Origin of the sequence: Methanothrix sp. (assembly GCF_024518575.1) — an archaeon.
In the GTDB taxonomy this organism is placed as follows: domain Archaea; phylum Halobacteriota; class Methanosarcinia; order Methanotrichales; family Methanotrichaceae; genus Methanothrix_B.
Window position 1 is genome coordinate 1 of the sequence record NZ_JANIHG010000010.1, and the last position, 24,422, is coordinate 24,422.

Below are 24,422 nucleotides of genomic sequence, written 5' to 3' on the forward strand. Positions count from 1 at the left end.
GACAAGCCGCATGCTTCTCATGATCCCATGAATCAGTATGCCAGTGCATGCTGATTTCTTAAAGCATCTTCAGCTAATGATCCACCTGGGGCGCATGGGTGGTGGATACCCACGAAACGCATCCATTAATGTACATTTGATGGAAGAGACCGCGCAAATGGAGCTCAAACACTTTTGCACGGTGTAAAGGCGCGTCAAACGCTACCGCCCACGTCGGAAGACTTCGACGAAGCAAAAGAACGCAGGAAGCCCGCTCATTCAGGGCGGAGCTCTGAAGAAGCACGGATGAAGCTGATATTCGTGGAGTGCCTCATGAACCTGAAGTCGTCCCAAAACCCGCATGCTACAGTACAGGCGTGCAAAAAGGAGGTACCCATGATGTTAGTTGCTGATATTGGCACAGAGACGCCGCTGTTGAGTTTTCGCGTTGGATTGCCGATCTCAAGAATCCATCTGCGCTAGCAGAGCTGATGCAGCCTCTCTCAGGAGACCGTTTTGGAGCAGCTGGATGTACTGGGATGGTTTGTTCTCATCCGGCTTAACTCGAGATATCCCTGCACAACAATCAAACGATATTAATATATCTTCGATCGCAATATCTCTTCAGAAAATGTATGACGGAATAAAAAAAGAAATTCTTTAAGAAGGCGGTGATAATAATATGAAAAACAAAATATTGCTTACATTCTGCATGGCGATCCTGATCGGCCTTTTATGCGTCAGCGCGCAGCGGAACATAATGATGCCAGGGGGCTTCGGACCCGGTGTATCCGACCTTCAGGGCGTGGTGGCAGGCGCCGGAGCTGCTGCCACAAGCGGTCCGTCGGAGGTCGTGCTCTTCGCGGAGGCGAACCAGAGGGGTGCCCACAAACACGTGTTCGAGCTCGATTCCGATGTCGGAGCGGACAGCGCATTCAACGCAACCCCCGGGTCGATGGTCGTGCTGAGCGGCGTCTGGCGTCTTTACAGAGAGCCGAACTTCCAGAACCCCTATGACATGGAGTTCGGGCCAGGCATCTACCCATCGCTCCTGGACTACGGCATAAACGCGATCGGGTCGATGAAGAGACTACGCTAATCTATATCGCTCGTCTCGAACATGTACGCACCTATCGCCATGGTCGCTGCGCAGCATCCTGTGAGGAGGATCGTATCCATCACGATGGGAAAAGAGTTCGCTCCAACGAGACAGCCTCTCAGCGCATCGACCCCATAAGTGAGGGGATCGATATAGGAGAGGATCCTGACCGGCTCCGGCAGGTTCTGCACAGGAAAGAGCGCTCCTGATAGCAGGAAGACCGGGAATATCATGAAGTTCATTATCATGCCGAATCCGGACATGTCCTTCATCCTGGATGCGAATGCGAGACCGACCCCTATGAACGTCGCGGATATGAGGACCATGAGCGCAACTGATAGAATCAGCCCAGTCAGCCCCTTTATTCTCACGCCCATCGCTATCCCGGGTATCAGTATTATGATGCCCTGGAGCACGGCCTGGGTCACGCCTCCTGCGGTTCTTCCCAGGACTATCGAGAGCCTCGTCACCGGCGCGACCATTATCTCCCTGAGGAAGCCAAACTCCCTGTCCCAGAGAACCGACATCCCCGCGAACGTCGAGCTGAAGAGCAGCGTCATGCCTATTATTCCGGGGGCGAGATAATTGATATAATCAACTCCCGCCGGAACCCTGGCCGCCATCCCGCTGAAGCCTGTGCCGAGGAAGGTCAGGAAGAAGAACGGCGGGGCTATTGAACCCACAACCCTTGATTTAAGCCTGAAGAACCGTATCATCTCCCTCAGCCACAGGCTGTATATCGCGTACGGATCGAACACCCTCATGCTACCTCCTCATCAAAGCTCTCACAAGATCACCCTTCCCAGTCTCATCCCTCATGCTCCTGCCTGTGTACCTCAGAAACACATCCTCCAGGGTCGGCTCATGGACGCTCACAGATTTTATCCGAACACCAGCACGGCACGCGGCCAGCACGACCTCCGGGATCCTCGACTGCGCTGAATCCACGCTCAGCCTCACGTATCCGTTGCTCGCGTCGAATGAGCGCACCCACTCGAGCCCCAGCAGGACATCGCGGAGCCGCTCCAGACCATCCCTAACCTCCAGAGTGAGAGTATCGGTGCCGATCATGCTCTTCAGGGACGTTGGGGTGTCGAGGGCCACGATCCTGCCATGGTCTATGATCGCGACACGATTGCAGAGGTTGTCCGCCTCCTCCATGTAGTGTGTGGTGATCACAACAGTGACATCCTCCTCATTCAAATCCCTGATGTAATCCCATATGTAGCGACGGGTCTGAGTGTCCAGACCGAGCGTCGGCTCATCCAGAAAGAGGACATGCGGCCTGTGCATCAGCCCCCTGGCGATCTCGAGCCTCCTCCGCATGCCACCCGAGAACTCCTCGAGGAGCACATCCGCCTTATCGGAGAGCTCCACAAGCTCCAGAACCTCCTCGATTCTTCGTTTCCTCTCTGCCCCTGGCATTCCATACATCCTGCCGTGGAAATCCAGGTTCTCCCTCGCTGTGAGCTTTCCATCGACGCTCGGATCCTGGAAGACCACGCCGATGCAGCTTCTCACCGCATCCCTCTCGCGCACGATGTGGTGGCCCCAGACATACGCCTCTCCCTCAGTGGGCCGGAGCATCGTGGTCAGCATCTTGATTATCGTGCTCTTTCCCGCGCCGTTCGGGCCCAGCAGGCCGAAGATCTCCCCTCGTCTCACGGACAGGTTCACGTCATCAACCGCTACAAGACCATCAAACCTCTTTACAAGTCCCCTGGTCTCTATGGCATGCTCCATTGAACCGGCGCAGTCTCATGATGGGCTGCGCCATCACCAATTTTAACGGTATGCGGCATGTTTTAAAAAGATGCTCCTCAGCCGGAGCTTCGACGGCGCAACTAGCCAATCGTCATGCATCTCATATCGACCGTCCAGCTGATGAGCTGTTCGGAGACCAATTCTATATGTGCGAATCTTCAGCAAAGACAGAGTGATATGATAGAGGAACGCACATGCATAAGAGTCGATGGCCTGAGTTACTCAGTGGTAAGTGATGCAGTCGCAGAGGAGATCCAGATCGAGCTGCTCATCAATGGAGATCTGCTCAAGAGAGTATCGCTGAGTCCATCCGGTATCAGAGAGTTCGTCGTCGGCCATCTCCTCTCTGAGGGGTACATAGGGGAGCTGGAGGAGATCGCCGCCATGCACATTGAGGGCCGCAGGGCAAATGTTACCCTTCGCAACGCAGGGATGCAGAACCGCAAAGGTCATGCTGAAAAGACTGAATGGTTTGCGGTTAGCAGAGATGGCATATTCCGCTCGATGCACATGCTTCTCGACTCAGATGCTCACAGGATCACAGGTGGTTTCCACCGCGCTGGAGTCTTCTGTGAGGATGGTACGGCATGGATGGCGGAGGATATAGGAAGGCATAACGCGATGGACAAGGCCATAGGCCACTGCCTGCTCGAACGCATCGATCTCTCGAGAGTGCTCGTCCTGATGACAAGCCGCATCTCCTCAGGACTCGCTCTGAAGTGCTCGCGCGCGAGGATCCCGATCCTCGCGTCCAGGGGCGCGCCGACCAGTCTTGCCATTGAGATAGCAGATGCCGCAGGGACCACACTAATAGGATTTGTCCGCGGGGAGAGGATGAACATCTACACCCATCCGGAAAGGATCGCGGATCTGACGCTCACCACAAAGTGAGAACATTTGAAGGCCCCGCAGATATCCCATGCTGATATCCGGCCAAGCGACGGAAATTCCGCTGCTTATGGCGTGAGAGTGGCAGCCAGATCTACCTGGCAGCCTTTGCCACACGCTCTATGCTGTCCTTCCTGCTGACAGCGAAGCTCTTCACGTCGTAGTTTGCAGCAGCTATTATCTCATCCGCAAGGCAGCTCTGGATGGAGCGCTTGCTCTTGAATGATGCCTGCCACGCGCCCTTTGCTATGAGCATCAGCGCGGTATCGACACGCCTCTGAGGCGCGGTATCCACTGCCTTTGGGACAGTGATGCCGCCGTACTTGAGCCTGACGACCTCCTCGCGCGGTCCAGCATTTGAGATCGCCCTGATCAGGACTGAGAGCGGGTTCTCCTTCGTCCGCGAATGGATTATATCGAATGCCTCATCGACTATCCTGTAGGCGGTCTGCTTCTGGCCCGTGTTCTTCTCCCGCCTCATCATCTTGTTGATCAGACGCTCGACGATATGCAGCTCCGACTTCTTGAACTGCTGCTTCGCATGCCTGCCGCCGGTGTGCATCACAGCCCGTGGCTTCAGGTTGATGTAGCCCCTCACGCTCAGATCCGGGATCTCCACCTCGGATGCGTCCCATTTGCCAAATACCTTCACAAGATCACCTTACCGGCTTCTCCTTGCGGCCCGAGACCATCTCCTCGAGAGAGACGTTGTTCACCGCGACGACCTTGAATCTAACTCCTGGTATGTCGCCCATCGACCTGCCCATTCTTCCGCCGATCCTCTCGACGATGACCTCGTCGTGCTCGTCTATGAACCCTATGGCTCCATCGCCTGGGCAGAATGCCGTGACCTGCCTTCCGTTCTTTATCAGCTGTATCCTGACGCACTTGCGTATGGCTGAGTTCGGCTGCTTAGCCTCGACGCCCACCTTCTCAAGAACGATTCCCCTTGCTCTGGGGGCCCCGCCCAGAGGATCAGCCTTGACCTTGAGGCCGAGAGCCCGCCTGCAGTAATGAGGATCGCTCCACCTCAGCTTCTTCCAGTCACCTTCCATCTTCCTGGCCGCATTGATTCCCATTCCCATTTAATCACCGTTGATCGTGAATTTGTGATAGCGCTCTTTCAGGGCGTTGTTCAGCTCACTGTATGATTATATCATCAACGCCATGATGCCTCTGTGCCAGCATCTTGGCTTTAAGTATGTTTCGGCCGTCCCGCCCTATGGCGATACCCTTGTCCTTGTTAGCTACCTCTACATAAGCCAATCGCTTGTTGTTCTTGTTGACCACCATTATGTTCTTGACATCCGCCGGCTGGAATAGGTTCTGCAGGAACTCCTTTACATCGTCGCTGTATTCGACTATCTCTATCTGCTTCCCTATGGACTTCTTGACGCGGTTTATATTGCTCCCCTTTCTTCCGATAGCAGCCCCCATGTCGCCCTTCTGTATGACGAATATTATCCTGTCGTTCTCCTCGTCAACAATGCAGTCCCTCGCCATTCCGCCAGTCAGGCTCTCAAAGAGCGCTATGTATCTCATCCCCTCTGTGGTGAGCTTGAACTCACTCATTCACAACACCCCGGATCTCCCGCAGCAGCGCCATGATCTCAGAGTCCCCGGGCTCGATCACAGCCAGGGCGGCTACCGGGAATGGCTTTCCACATGCTGCGCCCAGATCCCTTCCAGAGCTCTGGTATGCATACACAGGAACCTCAAGGTTGCGAAGCTTCTGGCGCACATGCTCCGGGCAATCCGAAGCGTATATTATGAGCTTTGCGTCTCCCCTGATACCGTGCTCCAGGGATCTGTTGGAGCCGAGCACAACTTTACCGGTTCTTATGGAACTCCTTAGTGCTCTATCGATATTTATCATCGAACTACCTCATCAATCCTTTTTGCTACCAGCTGTACATCTCCGGTTCCGAGCTGGATCGGCTGGCCGACTATGACGTTCTCGGTGACGCCTTTTAGGTCGTCCACATCGCCACGGATCGCGGCATCAAGAATGTGATTCACTGTGACCTCAAAGGCTGCGCGAGCCAGAACGCTCGCCTTCTCCCCCGAAACGCCGTGTCTGCCGATCTGCTTGACGTCGCCATCACATGTCATGATATCGGCAACGAGCATGATATGCCTGACATCGACCTGCAGGCCCTGCTCGCGGAGAGTATCGGTAGCCTCGTTGATTATAGCATTGCGAGCTGCCTCTATTCCGAGAACCTCGCATATCTCATTAATGTTGTTCGTCTTGGTCCTGGTGGGATCGACGCCCTCGAACTCCAGGACCTCCTTTAGGGAGGAGCCCTCAGTGTAGAGGACATACTCGTCTCCCTCCTTCCTTATGACAACACGCTTTATGCCATCGACGCCCTTCAGCGTGACCTTCTTTATGCGCTCGACCAGCTGCAGGAGCTCCCTGTAAGATGGCTCCTCGGGCGCCATTATGAGTGTGCTTCCCCTCTGATCAACAGCCAGACCTGTGGCCTCTCTCAGCTTCTCAGCCACCTCCTCGGCCGTGATCTTCCGCTGCGCCATCGCATCCTCATTGAGCTCTATGACCACGTTCATCTCCGCGAGATCTGTGGCTATCGAGCCCAGATGAAGGATCGATGTGGCCTCGATCGCCCATGCGACCTCCCTCGCCATGTCGCGATCCGATGCGTATTCAGGCAGAAGCCTTATGGTCATCGTCGGCGTCGATGGGATCTTGCGTGCATCGACGATCTCGATCAGCCTCGGAAGACCGAGGGTGACGTTGATCTCTGCGACGCCAGCGTAGTGGAACGTGCGCATCGTCATCTGCGTGCCCGGCTCTCCGATGGACTGAGCGGCGACGACGCCCACAGCCTCGCATGGCTCGGCCCTCGCATGCTCATAGTCCTCGACGACCTCTCTGAGTATCGTCTCGAACTGCTCCTCGGTCACCCTCTCAGCCTCTCCAAGGCCGTTTATCAGGGCTTCCTTGAGGCTGATCGGAAGATCGAGCTCGTCTATCCTTTTAAGCCATGCATCTGGAAGCTTCATGCGTTCTCACCTGCGAGCACCTTTCTGATTATCCGATGCACGTTATCGGGGCTGGCGTAGTCCCTCCTGGACGGATCGACTCCGTCCTCACCATATTTGAACTGGACGATCATCCCGCGGGTCTCTCTGACTGTGCCATCGTAGTTCACCTCCAGATCCTGGAGGGCGTTCACCAGGCGCCTCTGGAGGTAGCCGCTCTGGGATGTTCTTATGGCTGTGTCCACGAGACCCTCCCTGCCGCCTATCGCATGGAAGAAGAACTCCGTAGGCGATAACCCCTTCTTGTAGCTCGACTCGACGAAGCCGTGTGCCTCAGCGCCAAGATCTCCGCGCTTGAAGTGCGGCAGGGTTCTGTCTGTGTAGCCGCGTTTTATCCTCTCGCCCCTGACAGACTGCTGTCCAACACATGCCGCCATCTGGGTGAGGTTCAGCATCGAACCTCGAGCGCCTGAGACTGCCATGACCACGCCGCTGTTGTCCAGTCCGAGGTAACGGCCTGCTATCTGGCCTGCCGAATCCCTGGCCTTGCCCAGCGTCTGCATTATGCGCATCTCCAGAGTCTCCTCTAGCGTGCGTCCTGGAAGCGGTTCAAGCTCTCCTGCCCTGTACGCCTCTATGAGCTTCTGTACGCTCTCCTTCGCGGATCTTGTGACATCATGTATCTGCTCAGCAGCCTCCTTCGGCACATCCTCGTCGCTGATGCCAAAGCTGAAGCCAGCGAGCATGATCCCGCGGAGCGCCAGGAGCGTCATCCTGTCCAAGAACTGGCTTGCAACCCCTGGATCGTACTCCTTTATTATGCGATCGGTGACCTTCCCCTTGAAGGCGCCGACGGCCTCTGCATCGATCGTGCCCCGGAGAAGAACCCCGTCGCGTATCACTACGTAGGCATCGTTCTCGCAATCCTCGCCCTTGCAGACCGGGCAGTTGCTGCAGAAGTCCGCCTTGAACGTCAGGTTCAGATCCTTCGGCAGGATCAGGCTGAATATCTGCTTTCCTGTCCAGTACGGATCGCCGTTCTCGTCGTATCCCGCAGGCTCGGGGATATCGGTGATATCGAGCTTCTTGATGACCTCCATGAGCTTCTCCCTGTCAAGCCTGCGCTCCTTGTGAGTGAGCAGGAAGCTGCCCGTGACATAATCGTGTATCCCGCCTATGATCGGGCCGCCGAATCTGGGAGAGAGGATGTTCTCCTGGACCCTCATCAGAATCTCTGCCTCTGCCCTGGCCTCCTCAGTCTGCGGAACGTGCAGATTCATCTCGTCGCCGTCGAAGTCTGCGTTGTACGGCGGGCATACAGCGGGATTCAGCCGGAAGGTCTTGTACGGCATGACCTTGACCCTGTGAGCCATTATAGACATCCTGTGGAGCGAGGGCTGCCGGTTGAAGAGAACTATATCGCCATCTGCAAGCTGTCTGTCCACCTTCCAGCCGAACTCGAGCTGCTGCGCGACCTCCTGGCAGTTCCTCTCCGTGATCTTGACCCTCCTCCCGTCAGAGCGTGTCACGTAATTGACCCCAGGATGGTTGTCGGGGCCTCTCATCACATACTTCCTGACAACCTCGATGTTTCTGGGGTTGACCATTATTGGAACCGTGAGCTCCTTCGCCACCTCCAACGGAACCCCGACCTCGTTGATCGAGAGGTTTGGATCGGGGGAGATGACCGTTCGCGCGCTGAAGTTGACACGCTTTCCTGATAGGGATCCTCTGAACCTCCCCTCCTTGCCCTTGAGCCTCTGGGATAAGGTCTTGAGAGGCCTGCCGCTCCTGTGCCTGGCAGGAGGCACACCTGATACGGTGTTGTCCAGAAAGGTCGTGACGTGATACTGGAGAAGCTCCCAGAGATCCTCGATGATCAGCTGTGGCGCGCCAGCCTCGCGGTTCTCCTGGAACCGCTGGTTTATTCTTATTATATCGACGAGCTTGTGCGTCAGGTCGTCCTCGCTCCTCTGTCCGCTCTCCAGCGTTATCGATGGTCTCATTGTGACGGGAGGCACAGGCAGCACTGTGAGAATCGTCCACTCGGGCCTCGCTGTCTCCGGGTTCATCCCCATGACCATTATGTCCTCGTCGGAGATCCTCTCGAACCTGTCTCTTATGTCAGAGGGCGTGAGCTTGTGGCCGTCCTCTATGTACGAGAGTGGGCGCTCGAACTTGATCTCCCCCTGCGGGGCGCCGCAGTACGGGCATACCTTGTGCTTCCTTGCCTCTGCGAAGACCTTGTTCACAACGTCCTCTGTGGGCTGACCGAGCTCCTCAAGCGTCCTGATCTGCCTGAGAAATTCCTTCTTCTCCAGATCGGAGAGCATGAGCTTTGAGCACTCCCTGCATACCGCCCTAAGTACCTTCCTGATGAGCTTCGCGAAGCCGACGTGTATCACCGGAGCCACGAGATCGATGTGCCCGAAGTGTCCTGGGCACTCCCCGGGCCTGCCGCCGCATGTTCTGCACCGGAGACCTGGATCTATGACGCCGAGTCTTGGGTCCATAAGACCCATCTCTATGGGAAAACCATCATCATCATAGGTATCGGCCGTGATCACCTTGACGACGCTCATCTTCCTGAACTCCTGCGGAGATATCAGGCCGAACCTGATCTTTCCAATTCTCTTTGGAACTGTCATTCCATCACCTAAACTGCATCCTCAAGCATGAGGCGCGGTGCCACGCCCAGTGATTTTATCTCATCAAGCAGAAGCTTGAACGCGTAGCTCATCTCCACAGGATATATGTCGGAGTCAGTGCCACAGACCGGGCAGATGTCCACGTTTCTTCTTCGATCATGAACCGCTATGACTCCGCATTTGCTGCACACGAGCTCTGTTACTTTATCTGACTCCTCAACGAGCCGCTCCTTCAGCGCGAGAGCAGCGCCATGCGCTATGAGCACATCGCGCTCCATCTCTCCGAACCTTAGGCCGCCCTCCCTCGCCCTGCCCTCTGTTGGCTGCCTGGTGAGCACCTGCACAGGGCCACGTGATCTCGCATGCATCTTTCCCGTTACCATATGGTACAGCTTCTGGTACAGGATCACCCCGACAAATATGTCGGCCTGTATCCTCTCGCCTGTCGCTCCGTCGTAGAGGACCTCCTTGCCTGTGTGGGCGAATCCGAGCCTTGTCAGGGCGCTCCTGAGATCGTCCTCCCTCTCACCAAGAAACGCGGTCGCATCTATGAACCTGCCCTCTAGCGAACCGACCTTTCCGCCGATCATCTCAAGGACGTGTCCGACGGTCATTCTCGATGGGATCGCGTGCGGGTTGAGGAGCAGATCTGGGACCATCCCGCTCTCGCTGAAGGGCATATCCTCTTGTGGAAGAAGAAGACCTATAACGCCCTTCTGGCCGTGGCGTGATGCGAACTTGTCTCCGAGCTCAGGGACCCGCTGATCGCGGGTCTTGACCTTTGCGAGCCTGTTGCCGTTCTGCGACTCTGTGAGTATCACCAGATCGACAACGCCCTTCTCGTTTGATCTCATCGTTACAGATGTCTCACGCCTCTGCTGCGGGCTGATACCGAACTCCGTCGGCTCCTCGAGGAATCTCGGCGGGCTGGTCTTGCCTATGAGCACATCGTTTGGACCTACATCTGCATTGGGATTCACCAGACCATCGGCATCGAGCTGCCCGTATGTCTCCGATCCCCTCGCGCCCCTGACCTCGAGATCCGGAATCTCAAACTTGTCCTCCTGACCTCCGGGGTACTTCCTCTCCTCGGCCTCAGATACCCTGAAGAAATGGGATCTTGCAAGACCGCGCTCGACAGCGCTCCTGTTCATCACCAGCGCGTCCTCGATGTTGTATCCCTCGTATGCGAGAACCGCCACGACGAAGTTCTGGCCTGCAGGCCTTTTATCGAAGCCTATCGCTTTAGCGGTCCGTGTGCTCACTATCGGCTGCTGCGGGTAATGGAGGTAGTGGCCCCTTGTATCCGGCCTCAGGCGGAAGTTCGCCATCGGGAGACCAAGACACTGCTTTATCATGCCAGCACCCATCGTGTTCCTCGGGCTCGCGTTGTGCTCCGGATACGGAACCAGGGCTGTGCATATCCCCAGGATCAGAGATGGATCGACCTCGAGATGGGTGTGTTCCTCTGTGAGGTCCTTCTCCCATATCGCTATGTAGGCATTCTCCTCCTCCTCGGCATCGAGATACTCTACCTTTCCCTCCCGAACGAGATCGTCGAAGGTCGCCTCACCCCTCTCAAGTCTTCGGATATCCTCTTCGGTGACTAGAGGCCGTCCATTCTCCACGATGATCAGAGGCCTCCTCGCCCTGCCAGAATCCGTGTTTATGACGATCTCGTTTGTCCTGTCATAATATGCGACGTTGATCTGATTGCTTATAACGCCGGATCTTCTCATACGCCTTATCTCGGCCACGAGCTTCTCGGGCTCAGGATGGTGCCCAACAATCTCTCCGTTTATGAAAACCCTGGCCTCAGCCACCATAACCACCTACCGGCCTCACACCGAGATTGATCAGCATGGTCTTGACCTCCTCATACTCCTCAACGCCCTTTGAGAGCTCCACTCCCTGGGCGAAGTTCTTGACCAACCCGCAGTTCGGCCCCTCTGGAGTCTCGCTAGGACATATCCTGCCCCACTGTGTCGCATGGAGATCCCTGGCCTCGAAGTGCGGCTGCGATCTCGAGAGCGGCGATATGACCCTCCTGAGATGGCTCAGGCTCGCCATGTAATCCGTTCTATCCAAAAGCTGTGACACACCTGTTCTTCCACCAACCCAGTTGCCTGTTGCAAGGGGATGTATCATCCTCTCCGTCAGAACATCAGCTCTCACCGTGGTGATGACATTCAGCTCCCTGTTCCTCATGCTGGCACGCTCGAGCTGGTACTTGATATCCCTGGTGAGCCTGTTGAAGGCGACCCTGAAGAGATCCTCCATAAGGTCCCCTGAGAGCTTCAGCCTCTTGTTTGCATAATGATCCTTGTCGTCCTCCCCTCTTTTCCCGAGCGCGAGCTCGAAGCATGCCTCGGCCATCCTCGAGAGGAAGAGCGCCTTGGCGTACCTGTCCTTCTCCTCCACGCCTATATGCGGAAGCAGGTATCTGTCCAGGACATACGCGGCGCGCTTCTTCTGGTACTCCTTCGCCTGGCCTGCCGCGACCCTGTGGCCTATCTTCTCCAGAGCCTCCTCGGTCGTCGAGACCTCCGCCTCCTCGAGGTTCTCGAGCATGAACTTCATGATCTCCGGGTTATCGGATACAGCCTTCACTATATCCATATCAGTCTCAAGTCCCAGGGCCCTGACGAGAGTCACGAAGTTTATTCTACCTGCGACAGATGGGAAGGAGACCTCGAGTATCGATCGCTTGCCGCGCTCCACTATGACAAGAGACCTGTAGCCCTGCCTCTGGCTGAAGACCTTCGCGACCTCTATGAACTCATCATACCTCTGGTTGTACTCGACGAGTATCTTGTTGGGCGCCAGATCCTCGAGCGTCATTATAACGCGCTCGGATCCGTTAACTATGAAGTATCCTCCGGGATCGAGGGGGTCCTCTCCGTAGGAGATCATCTCCTCCTCGCTCATTCCGCAGAGGTTGCAGACCTTCGACATCACCATGATAGGGAGCATGCCGATCATCGCCTCGACCGGCTCCTTCTCCTCGCCATTATCGACGATGGACATCTCGAGCCTTATGGGCGATGCGTATGTCAGGTTCCTCAGACGCGCATCGTTCGGGTAGAGCCTCTCGACAGATCCATCCGCCTCCATAACCACAGGCCGCTCCACCCGGATCTTGCCGAGCTTGACATATGTATTTTCGATGTTCGTCTCTATTATCCTGACCTCATCTATCACCTTCTGCAGACCTCTGTCTATGAACTCGTTGAACGAGTTTATGTGGTGGTGTACCAGCTTGTCCTTGGTAAAATAGGCCCTGTAAAGAACGCTTCTGTCCAGCAAATCTTAAATCACCCTCTTCAATCGATAACGAGCCTGTAAAATATCGACTCCTTTGCCGTGGGGCTCTTGCGCTTTATCTTTATTATATCCCCTACCTTGGCGCCAATCTCCTCGGCCACCGGATCCGTTACGTGGATCTTGGGCAGATATCGCGCCTCGACACCGTACTGCTCCAGGACCTGCTGAGCCTCCTCTGGAGTGAGGAGGATGTGTTCCGGTACCAGCTCGTGATCCTGTACGGCAAACCGCTTCATCTGATCTCCTCCCAGAAAAGCTACATACGGGCTCGGGGGGATTTGAACCCTCGGCCACCTGGTATCTCCATAAAATTTAAAAGCCAGGCGCTCTGCCTAACTGAGCTACGAGCCCCCATGAGCATACGAGCCCACGAACCGCGAATGTTGAGCTGCACTGTTCCCCTGTTTAAAGAAACATGCATAAAGCTTTTTCCCTTTTATACGCTCCTGACAAGCCTGGCTATCTCATCCCCTACCTCAGATGTGGTGGAGCTGCCGCCCAGATCGTAGGTCCTCACCCTCCCCTCACGCAGGTTGAGCTCTATTGCTTTCACCACATCTCTGGCCGCCTCCCTCTCGCCCAGGTGCTCCAGGAGCATCGCGCCTGCCCATATCGTTGCGATCGGGTTGATCTTGTTCATGCCCCTGTACTTCGGAGCGCTGCCATGTATCGGCTCGAACATGCTCGTCCCCGCTGGGTTCAGGTTTGCACCAGGCGCAAGCCCGAGGCCACCCTGTATCATCGCCCCGAGGTCTGTGATGATATCCCCAAACATGTTGGGCGCGACAACTACATCAAACCATTCTGGATTCTTGACGAACCACATCGTTATAGCATCAACAAAGTTGAAGTCGGTGGTGACCTCAGGGTATCCCTTCCTGACATCCTCGAAGACCTCGCGCCAGAAGCCGTAGATATCGCTCAGCACGTTCGCCTTGTCCACGCTTGAGACGTGCTTTCTTCTCTGCATCGCAAGATCAAAGGCATACCTGATCACCCTTGTGCATCCCTCCCTCGAGACCATGCCTATCTGGTATGCGATCTCATCGCTGTCAGAATCTATATCGAGGCCGAACTTCACGCTGTAGAGAGCCCGGCGGACCTCGAGATCGATATGGCTCCTACCCGACCTGGCCCTGCCACCCTGGCCTATGTAGAAGTCCTCTGTGTTCTCCCTCACCACCACAAAATCTATGTCCTTCGGACCCTTGTCCCTGAGCGGTGTCCACACGCCCTCCAGGAGCTTAACTGGCCTGAGGTTGATGTACTGGTCGAAGTAGAACCTCATCGCCAGGAGAATCCCCTTCTCAAGAACCCCGGGCTTCACTCTGGGATCGCCTATGGCCCCGAGGTATATCGCTCTGTATCGCCCGAGCTCCTTCAGCGTGTCCTCGCTCACGAGCTCCCCTGTCCTAAGGTAGTGATCCGCGCCAAGTGGATACTCGATCCACTCGAGTCCGAAGCCGTGCTTGTCCGCAGCAGCCTCCAGCACCTTCTTGCCCTCTGCGATGATCTCCGGCCCTATGCCATCGCCCGGTATGACAGGTATTTTGTAATTCATGCTCTCACCACCTGTTTCTTTGTATAATTCAAAAGGCCTCCCGATCTCACGATCTCCTGTAGGAACGGAGGCAGGGGTGTTGTCGGATAAGACTCTCCTTTGGAGATGTTCTGAACGATGCCCTTCGAGATATCCACCACCACAGAGTCGCCATCATCTATTTTCTCCGCATCCGCGCAGATGAGCAGAGGCAGCCCGATGTTTATAGAGTTCCTGAAGAAGATCCTTGCAAAGGACCTCGCAACAACCGCCTCCACTCCGGCTGCCTTGATGGCGAGCGGAGCGTGCTCTCTGGATGAACCGCACCCGAAGTTGGTTCCCGCGACTATGATATCTCCAGGTCGGACGCTCTTCGCGAACTCCGGCCTGATCCCCTCAAAGAGGTGCTTGGCCAGCTCCTCTGGATCATTTATCACAAGATACCGCCCAGGGATGATCACATCCGTGTCGATATCGTTTCCGAACTTCCAGGCTCGTGCCAAAATACCCATCTCCAACAGGTGGACTATCTACCAATAACAAAGCAGTATATTAAACTGATGGAGCCGGTATGACCTGCACAGCAGCTGCCTGGCCGATGGGCTGGGGCGCGATACAGCGAATCCCGGTCTTGTGCTCGAACAGCTTAATTCAGGATTCAGCACGCATTGGCGCAATGCCAAATGAATCCCATAACGTCGCATGTCTCCGAAATCGCAGCGCTCAATCAGTCCAGATACATGGAGGGGCTCGCCCGTGGCTGTCGATTCCACCAGAATCATTCGGTTATTCAAGCCCACAACCTGAGGTTTCAGATCGATCGGCAATCCAGCAAACGGCATGTCGCAGAGGGGGATGATAACAACTCTCTTTTTTGAAAATCGCTTTTAAATTCCGATGATAAGGTATATATGCATCAAAGAGAGCTCGGAATGCGAATATGGGATCTTTTCGGCGGCATCGATAGAGTTGCGCCGAGGGTCTCGAGGAGGGAGCAGAATATGGCGGTACTTCCTGTCGCCCCGGTTGCCAGGCTGATAAGAATGGCGGGGGCAAAGAGGGTGAGCGAGGATGCGAGCATCGAGCTTGCTGCGATTCTTGAGAGCTATGGCATAGAGATAGCGAAAGAGGCGGTAGACTGGGCCAATCATGCGAAGAGGAAGACTGTGAGAGCTGAGGATATAAAAGAGGCTGCAAAGCGAGTGAGACCTGTAAAGCAGGGAGAATGAGGCTCCAATGGGAAGAGATGGCATCGATATGGACTACCGCGCGCTTGGTCTCGTCTGCGGCATAGAGATACACCAGCAGCTCGATACCAAGTGCAAGCTCTTCTGCCGCTGTCCCACAGTCCACAGAGAGGTTGAGGACTCGAACTTCGAGTTCTTCAGATACCTCAGGCCTGCGAGGAGCGAGCTCGGGGAGATCGACAGAGCCGCTCTTGAGGAGACGCTTGTCTCGAGGAGGTTCATATACAAATCCTACGACACAACCTGTCTGGTGGAGGCGGATGAGGAGCCTCCGAGGGAGCTCAACCGGGAGGCTCTCGAGATCGCCCTGGTGATTGCACGCCTTCTGAGGATGCGCATCGTTGATGAGATCCACACGATGCGCAAGACCGTGATAGACGGCTCGAACACATCTGGATTTCAGAGGACCGCGTTCATCGCGTCCGGCGGATCCATAGACACATCATGCGGGCCTGTGGGCATAGGCATACTCTGTCTGGAGGAAGAGGCTGCCAGGATAATCGAGGATCGTGGGGATGAGGTGGTGTATTCTCTCGACCGGCTGGGCATCCCCCTTGTCGAGATCGGGACCGCTCCAGATATAGTATCTCCGCAGCATGCGAGGGAGGTGGCTCAGCACATCGGCATGATACTCAGATCCACAGGCCGGGTCAAGCGCGGCCTCGGCACGATAAGGCAGGACGTGAATGTATCGATTGCAGGCGGCGCGAGGGTCGAGATCAAGGGCGTTCAGGAGCTGAACCTTATAGAGAGGATCGTTGAGCTGGAGGTCCTCCGCCAGGTCAGGCTGCTCGAGATAAGGGATGAGCTCCATAGAAGAGGCGCCCGGGTATGTGGGGATATCGTCGATGCAACCGGGCTCTTCTCAAACTCACGCTCGAAGGTCATTGCGAGGGCCCTAAAGGGCGGCGGCGTGGTTCTCGCCACTAGGCTTGACGGCTTCAACGGGATGATCGGAAAGGAGGTGCAGCCCGGGAGGCGTCTCGGCACAGAGCTCTCGGACAGGGCGAAGCGCGCAGGTGTCGGTGGCATATTCCACACCGACGAGCTGCCAGCCTATGGGATAACAGAAGAGGAGGTATCATCGCTCAGGAGCCTGTTGAGCTGCGGGGAGAGCGATGCTGTGGTGATGGTGGCAGCGCCTCCTGAGAGGGCTAGAAAGGCGATGGAGGCTGTGATCGAGCGCGCGAGAGAGACGCTTGTGTGCATTCCTGAAGAGACAAGGAGAGCGCTTCCTGACGGCACATCTGAGTACATGCGCCCGCTGCCGGGATCGGCGAGGATGTACCCTGAGACGGATGTACCGCCTGTCGTTATAAATGAAGAGATGGTTGAGCAGCTGAGGCTTCCAGAGCTTGTCGTGGAGAGGGCCGAGAGGTACCAGAGGGAGTACGGGCTCAGCCCTGAGCAGGCGAGGATAATGGCGGCCTCATCCAACTACCAGCTCTTCGAGGAGATTGTGAATTCATACAGGGTACAGCCGTCGCTCGTCGTGCGATCGCTGGAGTCCACTCCCGTCGAGCTTGCGAGGGATGGCGTGCCGGTTTACAGGCTCAGCGACAGGCATTTCATGGGATGCTTTGAGCTGCTCTCGCAAAACAGGATCGCGAAGGAGGGCATACCCGCGCTCCTCAAGGCCATGGCCGAGAATCCGGATCTTGAGCCGGAGATGGCAGCGCAGGCGGCAGGTCTGATGAGCCTGGGCGCATCAGAGGTCGAGAGGATCGTCCACGAGATCGTCTCCGCAAAGATCGATCTGGTCAGGGAGAGGGGCGAGCGTGCGATCGGGCCACTCATGGGGCTCGCGATGGAGCAGCTTAGAGGCAAAGCGGACGGTGCGGCTGTGAGCGCTCTCATAAAGAGAGAGATAAATGCGATTCTCGGGAGAGCTGACTGATCCTCGATGTGCCTTTTTCATCCTTTTGGCACGCCTCTGCTGTCGCATGTGCTTTTTTCATCCAGTAGATCCTGCAGGGTGCAAGTTCAGAGATTCACCGTCTCCGAGCTGCCAGGTCGCATGTGCCGTTTTCATCCAGGAGATCCTGCAGGGATGGCATTATCCCTTAGGGGCACTCTGCGACGTAAATTCAGATCCCATTCTGAGATGTGGATGCATCTTTCTTCACCATGAAGTCGATGACCACGTTGTAGATCCTGGGCGCATAGCTTCTGACGATGCCTCTGTACAGGATAGATGCCTCGCATCCAAGCTCCCTGGCTTTTTCCTCTATGGTTTTTGCATCCCTGTAGAGGTCATCCTCAGGGGCGAACGTGTAGTAGTGCACCACGCCCCCGCTCTTCGCAGTGCGTATCGCCTCTGAGAGGAAGATCGACGCAGAGTGCGGCAGGTTCATCACGACATGATCCGCCTGATCTGCAAGATCTTCTGTGAGAGCGGCGGCGTCACCCTCGCGTACCTCAACATCCAGACGGTTCATCCTCGCGTTCTCCCTGAGAAGCTTTACTGCATACGGATTCTTGTCGATCGCGATCACCCTTGCGCCCCGTTTCGCCATGAGAAGCGAGAAGGGGCCCACGCCTGCGAACATATCGACCACGGTATCGCCGGGGCGCACCTGCTCCGCAACCCTGAGCCTCTCGGTGCCCAGCCTCGGCGAGAAGTATGCTCGCTCGAGATCCACCATGTAGCGGATGCCATGCTCTCTGTGAACTGTGAGCGTCTTCTTCTCGCCAGCCACGTATCTGTACCTGCGGAGCCGGAACTCGCCCTCGACATCTGAAACGGGTGCGAGTACTGTGCGGATTCCCCTGTGCACAGCCATGATCGCATCCGCGACCCTCTCAGGCTCCTCATCCTCAACCACAGCTATATCCCCGATGGTCTCGAAGCTCGGTTTTCTTCCCAGGATCTCCTCAACTGTGACCCTTCTTCGATCCTCCTCGAACTCCATGCGGACGATCTCGACATCCGCGATACCCTTCAGTAAATCAGAGTTGATGCTCTCAAGAACTGGAATGTATATGTGGGAACCGTCGGATCGGATGCGCTTTCCTCTGTCGAGAGCTCCCATCTCGATGAGGATCCTCCTTATACGCTCGCCCATCGAGCGCGGCGCCTTCACACCAAACGAGATCTTAGATCCGCACATTTTAACACGATGCCTGTGAAATCAGGATGAGCTAAATCGCATCAACAGCCTTCCAAACTCATCTCAGACGCATCTGCCTAAGGCAAGATCTTCCGTGTCACCGCAGCACAAGCTGCAGTGCGCGGTGGGGACATGCTGTCACGCATGCTCCGCACTGGATGCACTTGCCCGGGTCTGCCACAACCTTCCAGTCGTCGAACCTGAATGTGCCGGTGGGGCATATCGCGATGCATGCGCCGCAGTGGACGCATTCCTCCTCGTTTCTTATCACAGGGATCTCGAGCAGTATGACGTCGACGCCCCTGCTCTCGAATGCGTCTTTTACCTGTTTGCATTTATCGTCTGAGACATCGAGGACGATCTCGCCACTGACTGCATCTATGCTCGCTCTCTCGATGTTTATGAGCGCGCCGGTCTCCAGGATGACTGAAGCTATCAGGGGCTTTCTGACTATGCCCGGCGCGACCCTGAGCATCAGCTTCATCTAAATCGCCTCCCCGCAAACAGCCTGCTCAGGTCGTTGCTTGTTATCATCCCTATGACGCGATTATCCTTATCCACAACGGGCAGCGCAGAGATGCTGTGTGTATCCATCATCCTCGCAGCAAGCTCTATCGGCTCGTCCGGGGTCGCTGAGTACACCCGTCGGGTCATGATCTCCGAGACTCTTGAGATGTTGCCGTTTGCAACCGCCTTGGATATGTCCCATGTCGTAATTATGCCCATGAGCTTTCCATCATCAGAGACCACAGGGAGATGATCGAATCTGCTTCCGACGATTACACGTGCTGCCTCAGGAACGCTGATGTTCTCCCCCACTGTTACAACATCCCTGTTCATGACATCCCCGACGTACGGGAGCTCCTTCGTCTGCTTCATCGGCCTGCTGATGCCACTTCTCGGCAGAGGCTCTGCCGGTTCGGTCAGCAAGAACTCTCCCCTCTCGATCCACTCCTTTAGAGTCCCCGCAACCCTTCTGGCCATGTGGAAGCTTGAAAGCGATGCTGTTGGAACCTCTTTTCCGTTTATCTCCACGGAACCTGACTTCAGCTCCGCGTAGCTCGTGCTTCTCAGCACAGGCCTGTCCCTTCGCTGCACGCCATAATCGACTATAGGAACGGTGATGTCACTGTCCCTGACAGCGGTGCTCAGCGCGAGCCTCTCGTTCAGTATCGGTATCGGAACGCCAACGCCAACATAAAGCGTCGGGCCGTACCTTGTGAAAGTAGCAGCTCTTAGGAACTCGCTGCTCATTCTCTTGAGGTCCCCTGCGACCATGAGCGTGGCGAACCCTGTATCAGGGCTGTGCTGTGTGCCGGGTCCCACGATGTAACCCTGTGCGCCTCCGAGGAATATCCTGACCCCAGTGCCTATATACTCAAACTCCGGATCGTTTGAGATCGGGTTGAGAACGCCCGCGCCGCTGTAGTGGACGTTCCCGAAGCGGGGGAGCAGCGTGCCCATGTATGTATGAAGAGTCCTGTCAGACGAGTTCGTGGCAGCGTTGTACCTCTGATACGCGTTTCTTGGGTTGACCATCAGCGCCTGGTTGAGGTCCTCCAGATGGAGAGTCGTCTCGATCTCCATCCTGGGATAACAGTCTGTGCCCACGCCCTCGCCCATCACATCCACAGCCCTCCCGGAGACGAGATCCTCTATGACGTGAGCGCCGCCGTACTCTATGCCTTTATCCTCAGATGGCTGGGTCGCTCCGAGAAAGAGATCGACTGCGGCAACCCCACCGTATGCCTCAACCCGGTTCAGCCAGGCCCTCGAGATCTTTATCGGCGGATCGCTGTGCCCGAGGTTCAGGAAGACTCCGGAGGAGCACATCGCCCCAAAGGTGCCAGTGGTCACGACATCTACCTCGCGCACTGCGCCATCCGGCCCCAGCTCTTCGACAATGGAGGGCATCTCCTCCGCGGTCACAACCCTGACGCTTCCGTCACGTATCCGCTCGTTGATCTCGGATAGCGATTTCTCTGCTGCCACGGCTGGGGCTTGCACCTTTTCCGATAAAAAGATATCCCAACAGACGCCAACAGTGCGATTTCGAAAGAACTGTGCGGTCAGTCTTTCGCACGCCCCTCCCTGACGGGCGGGCTTAATGCGCTTCGAATGCACGTCGGGCCTCTTGAGTACGTCGAGAACTGCCGAAGGTTTCTCAGGTTCGGCTTCATCCGATATGCTTCTGCTGGCGTGGAAGCAGCGGCTTCCATAAAGCCAGAGGAGAGATCCTGTGTTTGGGTAAGAGGCGGTCTCCATGCGGATATGGATGCGGCGAGAGAAATCGGATAAAGTTTAAATTAAAAAATAATAAAAATAATTTTTTTATTCTCTCGCGAGCATATCGTATAGAAACGCTGCCACAAGAGCGCCGAGCACCGGACCTATGACGTATATCGGATAGTGGCTCCAGAGCACAGGGCCGCCCATGATGTGGTCTATCAGGTATGGCCCAAATGTCCTGGCCGGGTTCAGGGAAGAGCCGGCGATGTTCCCTGTGGTCGTTATGACGCCTCCCACTGTCAGGCCTATTATCAGACCAGCAAATCCCTGAGGTGCACGCTCGTCGACGGCGACGCCCATGATCACCATCATCAGCAAGAACGTCCCCATCGCCTCTGCGAGCACCGCCTGACCGAATGATATGCCCGGGAACGGCGCGGTCGCTCCGAGCCCGCCGACCATCACAGCATCAGATCCTGCGCTCGCGGCGAAGAGGAGAGAGCCGAGGGAGGCGCCGATGAGCTGTGCCACTATGTATGGAACAACATCACCGCTCGGGAACCTCCTTGTTGCCCAGAGCGCTATCGTCACAGCCGGATTTATGTGCGCCCCTGATACCCTCCCGAGAGCGTATATGACGCCAGCGATCGCTATGGCGAACGCCATCCCTATCGCGAACCAGTCGCCTAGGCCGCCCAGAGCGCCGATCCCTATGTTGAAGGGGTTAGGCGGGCTGGAGCCCTTCGAGATCATGAGTGTGATAGCAGCAGCTCCAGCGCCGAAGTATACCAGAATCGCTGTCCCGATGAGCTCAGCAAGACATCTCTTGGCCAGGGACATCTTTCATCCCTCGTGGTATACAGCGTAGCATGGCTTGCAGAGAATCCTGGGAAGCTTTCTCTTCAGCTTCTTCGAGGGGAATGGGTATCCCCCTTCCCAGACCTCGATCTCATCCCTGACGAGATGATCCATGCAGACGCCCATCCCGCAGACTATGCATATCGCGACCGCCTCGGTGGTCTTGCCATCGAGGGCGCAGAGATAGCATCTCATTCAATCCCTCACACGGCTTCCTTCCACTGGCAGTACTGATGCCTGAAGTCTATCAGCGATGCAGCAGCGCAGTCCTTGCACACTCTCGCCGGAGACGCAGGCTTCTCCTTGTGCAGTGCTATTATGTTTGTCATCATCGTAGCTGTCACAGGCTCGCTCGTGAGCAGGCACGGATAATCAGCAAGCCTCATCAGAGCTGAGAATCTGACAGATATGGCGCATCCCGGATACGCGTACCTCTGCGGGTTCATCAGGACATCGTTTCTGTGTATCGGATCGAGATCGACATCGAATCCCAGGACCTTCGGGACGATCTTCGTCTTTGCGCCGTTCCTCATGCGCATTGCCTTGTCCAGGTACTTCCATCCTCTGAGTATCATGTCCATGAAGTCGCAGTTGTGAAGCTCCGCGGCTGCGCTCCTTGTGGGGTAAAGCTGCACGTAGTTGTGGAATCTCTTTGTGAGTAGGTCTACAATCATTATCGCGTTGAAGCCATCAAGCTCCAGGATGTGCTCTACAGCGCATGCTGATGCTCCAGTGGCGAGCGCGAGCGGCTGGTACTCGTTCTTGAATTTATCAACGGCATTGTTCAGCGTGGACTCCATGACCTCTGTTGTGGCCTCGATCGTCGCCATCACAACATCATCCTTGCACATGTTGAATGTCGACTGAGCGATGTGGTGCGCTATGTCCCCGACGCAGTATGCTGGCACTGTTACTATGTTGCCGTAGTGCACACCGTCATCCATCGCAGCCTTGACCGCGCCCTTCATCCTGCTCTTGTAGCTCTGCATGTACTTTCTCACATCGAATGATGTGTGTCCCGCAGCATCCATCAGCCTTGCCTGCGCCTCGATGGGCGTTCTGTACACAGCCTGAATCATCTCGATCTCTTTCTTGATGGCATCTGAGAGCGTAGCACCCTTCTCGATCTCGTGCGCGAAGACCTCGCCTATGCCATAGGATGTGTTCATGCCCCACGATTTCGCAGCGAGTATCGCCTGCTTGTGGTGCTCCGGAATGTTCACTGTTTTCAGTATCCTGTTCACGACGTTGCTCGTCGATCCCGGGATCAGCGCGAAATCAACGACGCATGTCGGACCGTAGAACCCGCCGTATCTCCTGACCACCTCCAGTCCGATCAGGGCCTCCGCCTTTCCCACTGCCTGTATGAACGCCTCGACGCTCTTCCTGAACTTTTCGTCCTCCTCGTAGAGTATCTCCATTATGGCCGGTGTCTGGTAGTGCTCCACAAAGGGATCGTCCTCCGGACGTATTGTCTTTGTTAGAGAGCTCAGTATATCGTAGTGAGCGTTCACCGAGTCGACGTGGAGCTTTATCACAGCCTTTGACTGGCCATCCGCGACGGTCATCTTGTTGACCACATCGACATATGCCTTCGTATCTGATATGACGAAGTCCTGGCCTCTCTTTCTCTTCACAGTCTCAACATCTGCACGCTGGGCCATCATGGCCTCGTCAACCATTTTTTTGTATAGGTCTGACATGCTCACCACCCCACAGAGTAAGGGATTGAGGTATCCTGCCCATCATCGATCTAACTGCCCTCAAACCCCAAAAGCAATATGTCCATTAAGGATATAAGAATTTTGTTTTGTTGTTTGCTAACACAGTTCCATCATGGATCTCCATTCCACCAACCGGCCAGCTGCTTGATCAAGGCATTCTGCTGATTCCGGACCCCTCTCAAAACAGCCAGACGTCTTTGATTGTCAATATATCGTCCTGCAACCCAGAGACGCTGCAGATCATCTTCACGGTAGTTGCTGATGCAGTTTACCGGTGACACCCTCTCTTCCTCCGAAGTGAGGGGGTCTTCTGCCTGATTTCCTTTAAACTTGCGGACATGCGCCCATCAAATATATCCGCTCTGCCATCATATTCGATATGGAGGTTCTGTCATGAGGGTTGTGGTGCCGCTTGCTGAGGGCTTTGAGGAGATCGAGTTTGTGACAGTGGTTGACATCCTCAGGCGCGCTGGAATCGATGTAGAGGTCGCCGGCCTCAGGGACGGTCCGGTCCAGGGCTCACATGGTGTGAGGGTTATTCCGGACACCACCTTCGACCGGGTGGATTTCAACAGAGCTGATGCGATAGTGCTCCCTGGAGGGAATCCCGGATTCATAAATCTCGGCAAAGACGAACGCGTTCTCGATGCTGTACGGAGGATGTCTGCAGCTGGCAAGTACGTGGCCGCGATATGCGGCGCTCCATCTGTCCTGGTGAAGGCCGGGGTTCTGAACGGCCGGATTGCCACAGTGCATCCGGCAGGAAAGGACGAGGTGGCTGCCTGCGCGCGGTACCTGGACGAACGCGTCGTGGTGGATGGGAATGTGATCACGAGCCAGGGGCCTGGCACAGCCATGGACTTCGCCCTGAAGCTCGTCGAGCTCCTCGCCGGAAGGGAGGCCATGCTCAGAGTTGGGAGGGAGACGCTGGTCCTGAGATAAGCACATCTCCTCCCCTCCACCATATCACCACCGCGATATCACAACAGCGGCTGTGATGATGAAG

24 protein-coding genes and 1 tRNA gene are annotated in these 24,422 nt (G+C 55.9%); 5 read left to right on the top strand and 20 right to left on the bottom strand.

All coding sequences use genetic code 11. From position 1 onward, the window contains the following. The first annotated feature begins 661 nt into the window (after positions 1–661). Positions 662–1,078 carry a beta/gamma crystallin-related protein gene (locus tag NQU42_RS03515; protein WP_296609088.1) on the top strand — a complete coding sequence of 139 codons (417 nt, stop codon included), beginning with the start codon at positions 662–664 and terminating at the stop codon, positions 1,076–1,078. Here NQU42_RS03515 and NQU42_RS03520 read toward each other — a convergent pair. Next, the gene (locus tag NQU42_RS03520) at positions 1,075–1,842 is read right to left on the bottom strand and encodes an ABC transporter permease (protein ID WP_296609090.1); all 768 of its coding nucleotides are present in this window, start codon (positions 1,840–1,842) and stop codon (positions 1,075–1,077) included. The two genes, NQU42_RS03515 and NQU42_RS03520, sit on opposite strands and share 4 nt — an antisense overlap. A gap of 1 nt (position 1,843) precedes the next feature. Beyond that, a complete protein-coding gene (locus tag NQU42_RS03525; protein WP_296609092.1) occupies positions 1,844–2,821 on the bottom strand; it encodes an ATP-binding cassette domain-containing protein in 978 nt (325 codons plus the stop codon). A 198-nt stretch (positions 2,822–3,019) separates the two neighbouring features. Here NQU42_RS03525 and fdhD point away from each other — a divergent pair, with 198 nt between their 5' ends. Then, the gene (fdhD, locus tag NQU42_RS03530) at positions 3,020–3,733 is read left to right on the top strand and encodes a formate dehydrogenase accessory sulfurtransferase FdhD (protein WP_296609094.1); all 714 of its coding nucleotides are present in this window, start codon (positions 3,020–3,022) and stop codon (positions 3,731–3,733) included. Between the two features lie 91 nt (positions 3,734–3,824). Here the strand turns inward: fdhD and NQU42_RS03535 are convergent, their stop codons facing one another. The 12 genes from NQU42_RS03535 to NQU42_RS03590 form a co-directional block, all read right to left on the bottom strand. Next, positions 3,825–4,382 carry a 30S ribosomal protein S7 gene (locus tag NQU42_RS03535; RefSeq protein WP_296609095.1) on the bottom strand — a complete coding sequence of 186 codons (558 nt, stop codon included), beginning with the start codon at positions 4,380–4,382 and terminating at the stop codon, positions 3,825–3,827. Positions 4,383–4,386: 4 nt separating this feature from the next. Further along, the gene (locus NQU42_RS03540; protein ID WP_296609097.1) at positions 4,387–4,815 is read right to left on the bottom strand and encodes a 30S ribosomal protein S12; all 429 of its coding nucleotides are present in this window, start codon (positions 4,813–4,815) and stop codon (positions 4,387–4,389) included. A 55-nt stretch (positions 4,816–4,870) separates the two neighbouring features. Continuing rightward, a complete protein-coding gene (locus NQU42_RS03545) occupies positions 4,871–5,302 on the bottom strand; it encodes a NusA-like transcription termination signal-binding factor (protein ID WP_296609099.1) in 432 nt (143 codons plus the stop codon). After that, on the bottom strand, positions 5,295–5,606 hold the full coding sequence (locus tag NQU42_RS03550) for a 50S ribosomal protein L30e (RefSeq protein ID WP_296609101.1): 312 nt from the start codon (positions 5,604–5,606) through the stop codon (positions 5,295–5,297). Before NQU42_RS03550 ends, NQU42_RS03545 begins: the two co-directional genes overlap by 8 nt. Continuing rightward, entirely contained in the window at positions 5,603–6,757 is a 1,155-nt protein-coding gene (rpoA2, locus tag NQU42_RS03555; RefSeq protein ID WP_296609103.1) for a DNA-directed RNA polymerase subunit A'', read from the bottom strand. Before rpoA2 ends, NQU42_RS03550 begins: the two co-directional genes overlap by 4 nt. Continuing rightward, entirely contained in the window at positions 6,754–9,384 is a 2,631-nt protein-coding gene (locus NQU42_RS03560) for a DNA-directed RNA polymerase subunit A' (RefSeq protein ID WP_296609104.1), read from the bottom strand. Before NQU42_RS03560 ends, rpoA2 begins: the two co-directional genes overlap by 4 nt. Before the next feature lie 8 nt (positions 9,385–9,392). Beyond that, positions 9,393–11,207 (bottom strand): DNA-directed RNA polymerase subunit B, encoded by a 1,815-nt coding sequence (gene rpoB, locus NQU42_RS03565; RefSeq protein ID WP_366070090.1) that lies wholly within the window; start codon positions 11,205–11,207, stop codon positions 9,393–9,395. After that, complete coding sequence (locus NQU42_RS03570) at positions 11,200–12,690, bottom strand: DNA-directed RNA polymerase subunit B'' (protein ID WP_296609106.1); 1,491 nt, start codon at positions 12,688–12,690, stop codon at positions 11,200–11,202. Before NQU42_RS03570 ends, rpoB begins: the two co-directional genes overlap by 8 nt. A gap of 17 nt (positions 12,691–12,707) precedes the next feature. Then, positions 12,708–12,944, bottom strand: coding sequence for a DNA-directed RNA polymerase subunit H (locus NQU42_RS03575; protein ID WP_296609107.1), 237 nt, complete (start codon positions 12,942–12,944; stop codon positions 12,708–12,710). Between the two features lie 27 nt (positions 12,945–12,971). After that, a tRNA-Lys gene (locus NQU42_RS03580) sits at positions 12,972–13,059 on the bottom strand. A gap of 85 nt (positions 13,060–13,144) precedes the next feature. Then, a complete protein-coding gene (locus tag NQU42_RS03585) occupies positions 13,145–14,269 on the bottom strand; it encodes an isocitrate/isopropylmalate dehydrogenase family protein (protein WP_296609108.1) in 1,125 nt (374 codons plus the stop codon). Then, on the bottom strand, positions 14,266–14,754 hold the full coding sequence (locus NQU42_RS03590) for a 3-isopropylmalate dehydratase small subunit (protein WP_366070091.1): 489 nt from the start codon (positions 14,752–14,754) through the stop codon (positions 14,266–14,268). Before NQU42_RS03590 ends, NQU42_RS03585 begins: the two co-directional genes overlap by 4 nt. 495 nt (positions 14,755–15,249) lie before the next feature. On the opposite strand from NQU42_RS03590, the gene NQU42_RS03595 reads away from it, so the two are divergent. Beyond that, positions 15,250–15,477, top strand: a complete 228-nt coding sequence (locus NQU42_RS03595; RefSeq protein WP_366070092.1) for a histone family protein — start codon at positions 15,250–15,252, stop codon at positions 15,475–15,477. A 7-nt stretch (positions 15,478–15,484) separates the two neighbouring features. After that, positions 15,485–17,392, top strand: a complete 1,908-nt coding sequence (gatE, locus tag NQU42_RS03600) for a Glu-tRNA(Gln) amidotransferase subunit GatE (RefSeq protein ID WP_296609114.1) — start codon at positions 15,485–15,487, stop codon at positions 17,390–17,392. A gap of 190 nt (positions 17,393–17,582) precedes the next feature. Here the strand turns inward: gatE and NQU42_RS03605 are convergent, their stop codons facing one another. The 6 genes from NQU42_RS03605 to NQU42_RS03630 form a co-directional block, all read right to left on the bottom strand. Further along, complete coding sequence (locus NQU42_RS03605) at positions 17,583–18,605, bottom strand: class I SAM-dependent methyltransferase family protein (protein WP_296609115.1); 1,023 nt, start codon at positions 18,603–18,605, stop codon at positions 17,583–17,585. Between the two features lie 97 nt (positions 18,606–18,702). After that, positions 18,703–19,089 carry a 4Fe-4S binding protein gene (locus NQU42_RS03610; RefSeq protein ID WP_296609117.1) on the bottom strand — a complete coding sequence of 129 codons (387 nt, stop codon included), beginning with the start codon at positions 19,087–19,089 and terminating at the stop codon, positions 18,703–18,705. After that, positions 19,086–20,597 carry a homocysteine biosynthesis protein gene (locus NQU42_RS03615; protein ID WP_296609118.1) on the bottom strand — a complete coding sequence of 504 codons (1,512 nt, stop codon included), beginning with the start codon at positions 20,595–20,597 and terminating at the stop codon, positions 19,086–19,088. The genes NQU42_RS03610 and NQU42_RS03615 overlap by 4 nt, the downstream gene beginning before the upstream one ends. Positions 20,598–20,936: 339 nt before the next feature. After that, a complete protein-coding gene (locus NQU42_RS03620) occupies positions 20,937–21,674 on the bottom strand; it encodes an MIP/aquaporin family protein (protein ID WP_296609120.1) in 738 nt (245 codons plus the stop codon). A gap of 3 nt (positions 21,675–21,677) precedes the next feature. Beyond that, positions 21,678–21,887 (bottom strand): DUF2180 family protein, encoded by a 210-nt coding sequence (locus NQU42_RS03625; RefSeq protein ID WP_296609121.1) that lies wholly within the window; start codon positions 21,885–21,887, stop codon positions 21,678–21,680. A gap of 8 nt (positions 21,888–21,895) precedes the next feature. Further along, entirely contained in the window at positions 21,896–23,395 is a 1,500-nt protein-coding gene (locus tag NQU42_RS03630; protein ID WP_296609123.1) for a DUF2193 domain-containing protein, read from the bottom strand. 414 nt (positions 23,396–23,809) lie between these two features. Between NQU42_RS03630 and NQU42_RS03635 the strand changes: the two genes are divergently transcribed. Further along, positions 23,810–24,358, top strand: coding sequence for a DJ-1 family glyoxalase III (locus NQU42_RS03635; protein WP_296609124.1), 549 nt, complete (start codon positions 23,810–23,812; stop codon positions 24,356–24,358). The last annotated feature ends 64 nt before the right edge of the window (positions 24,359–24,422 follow it).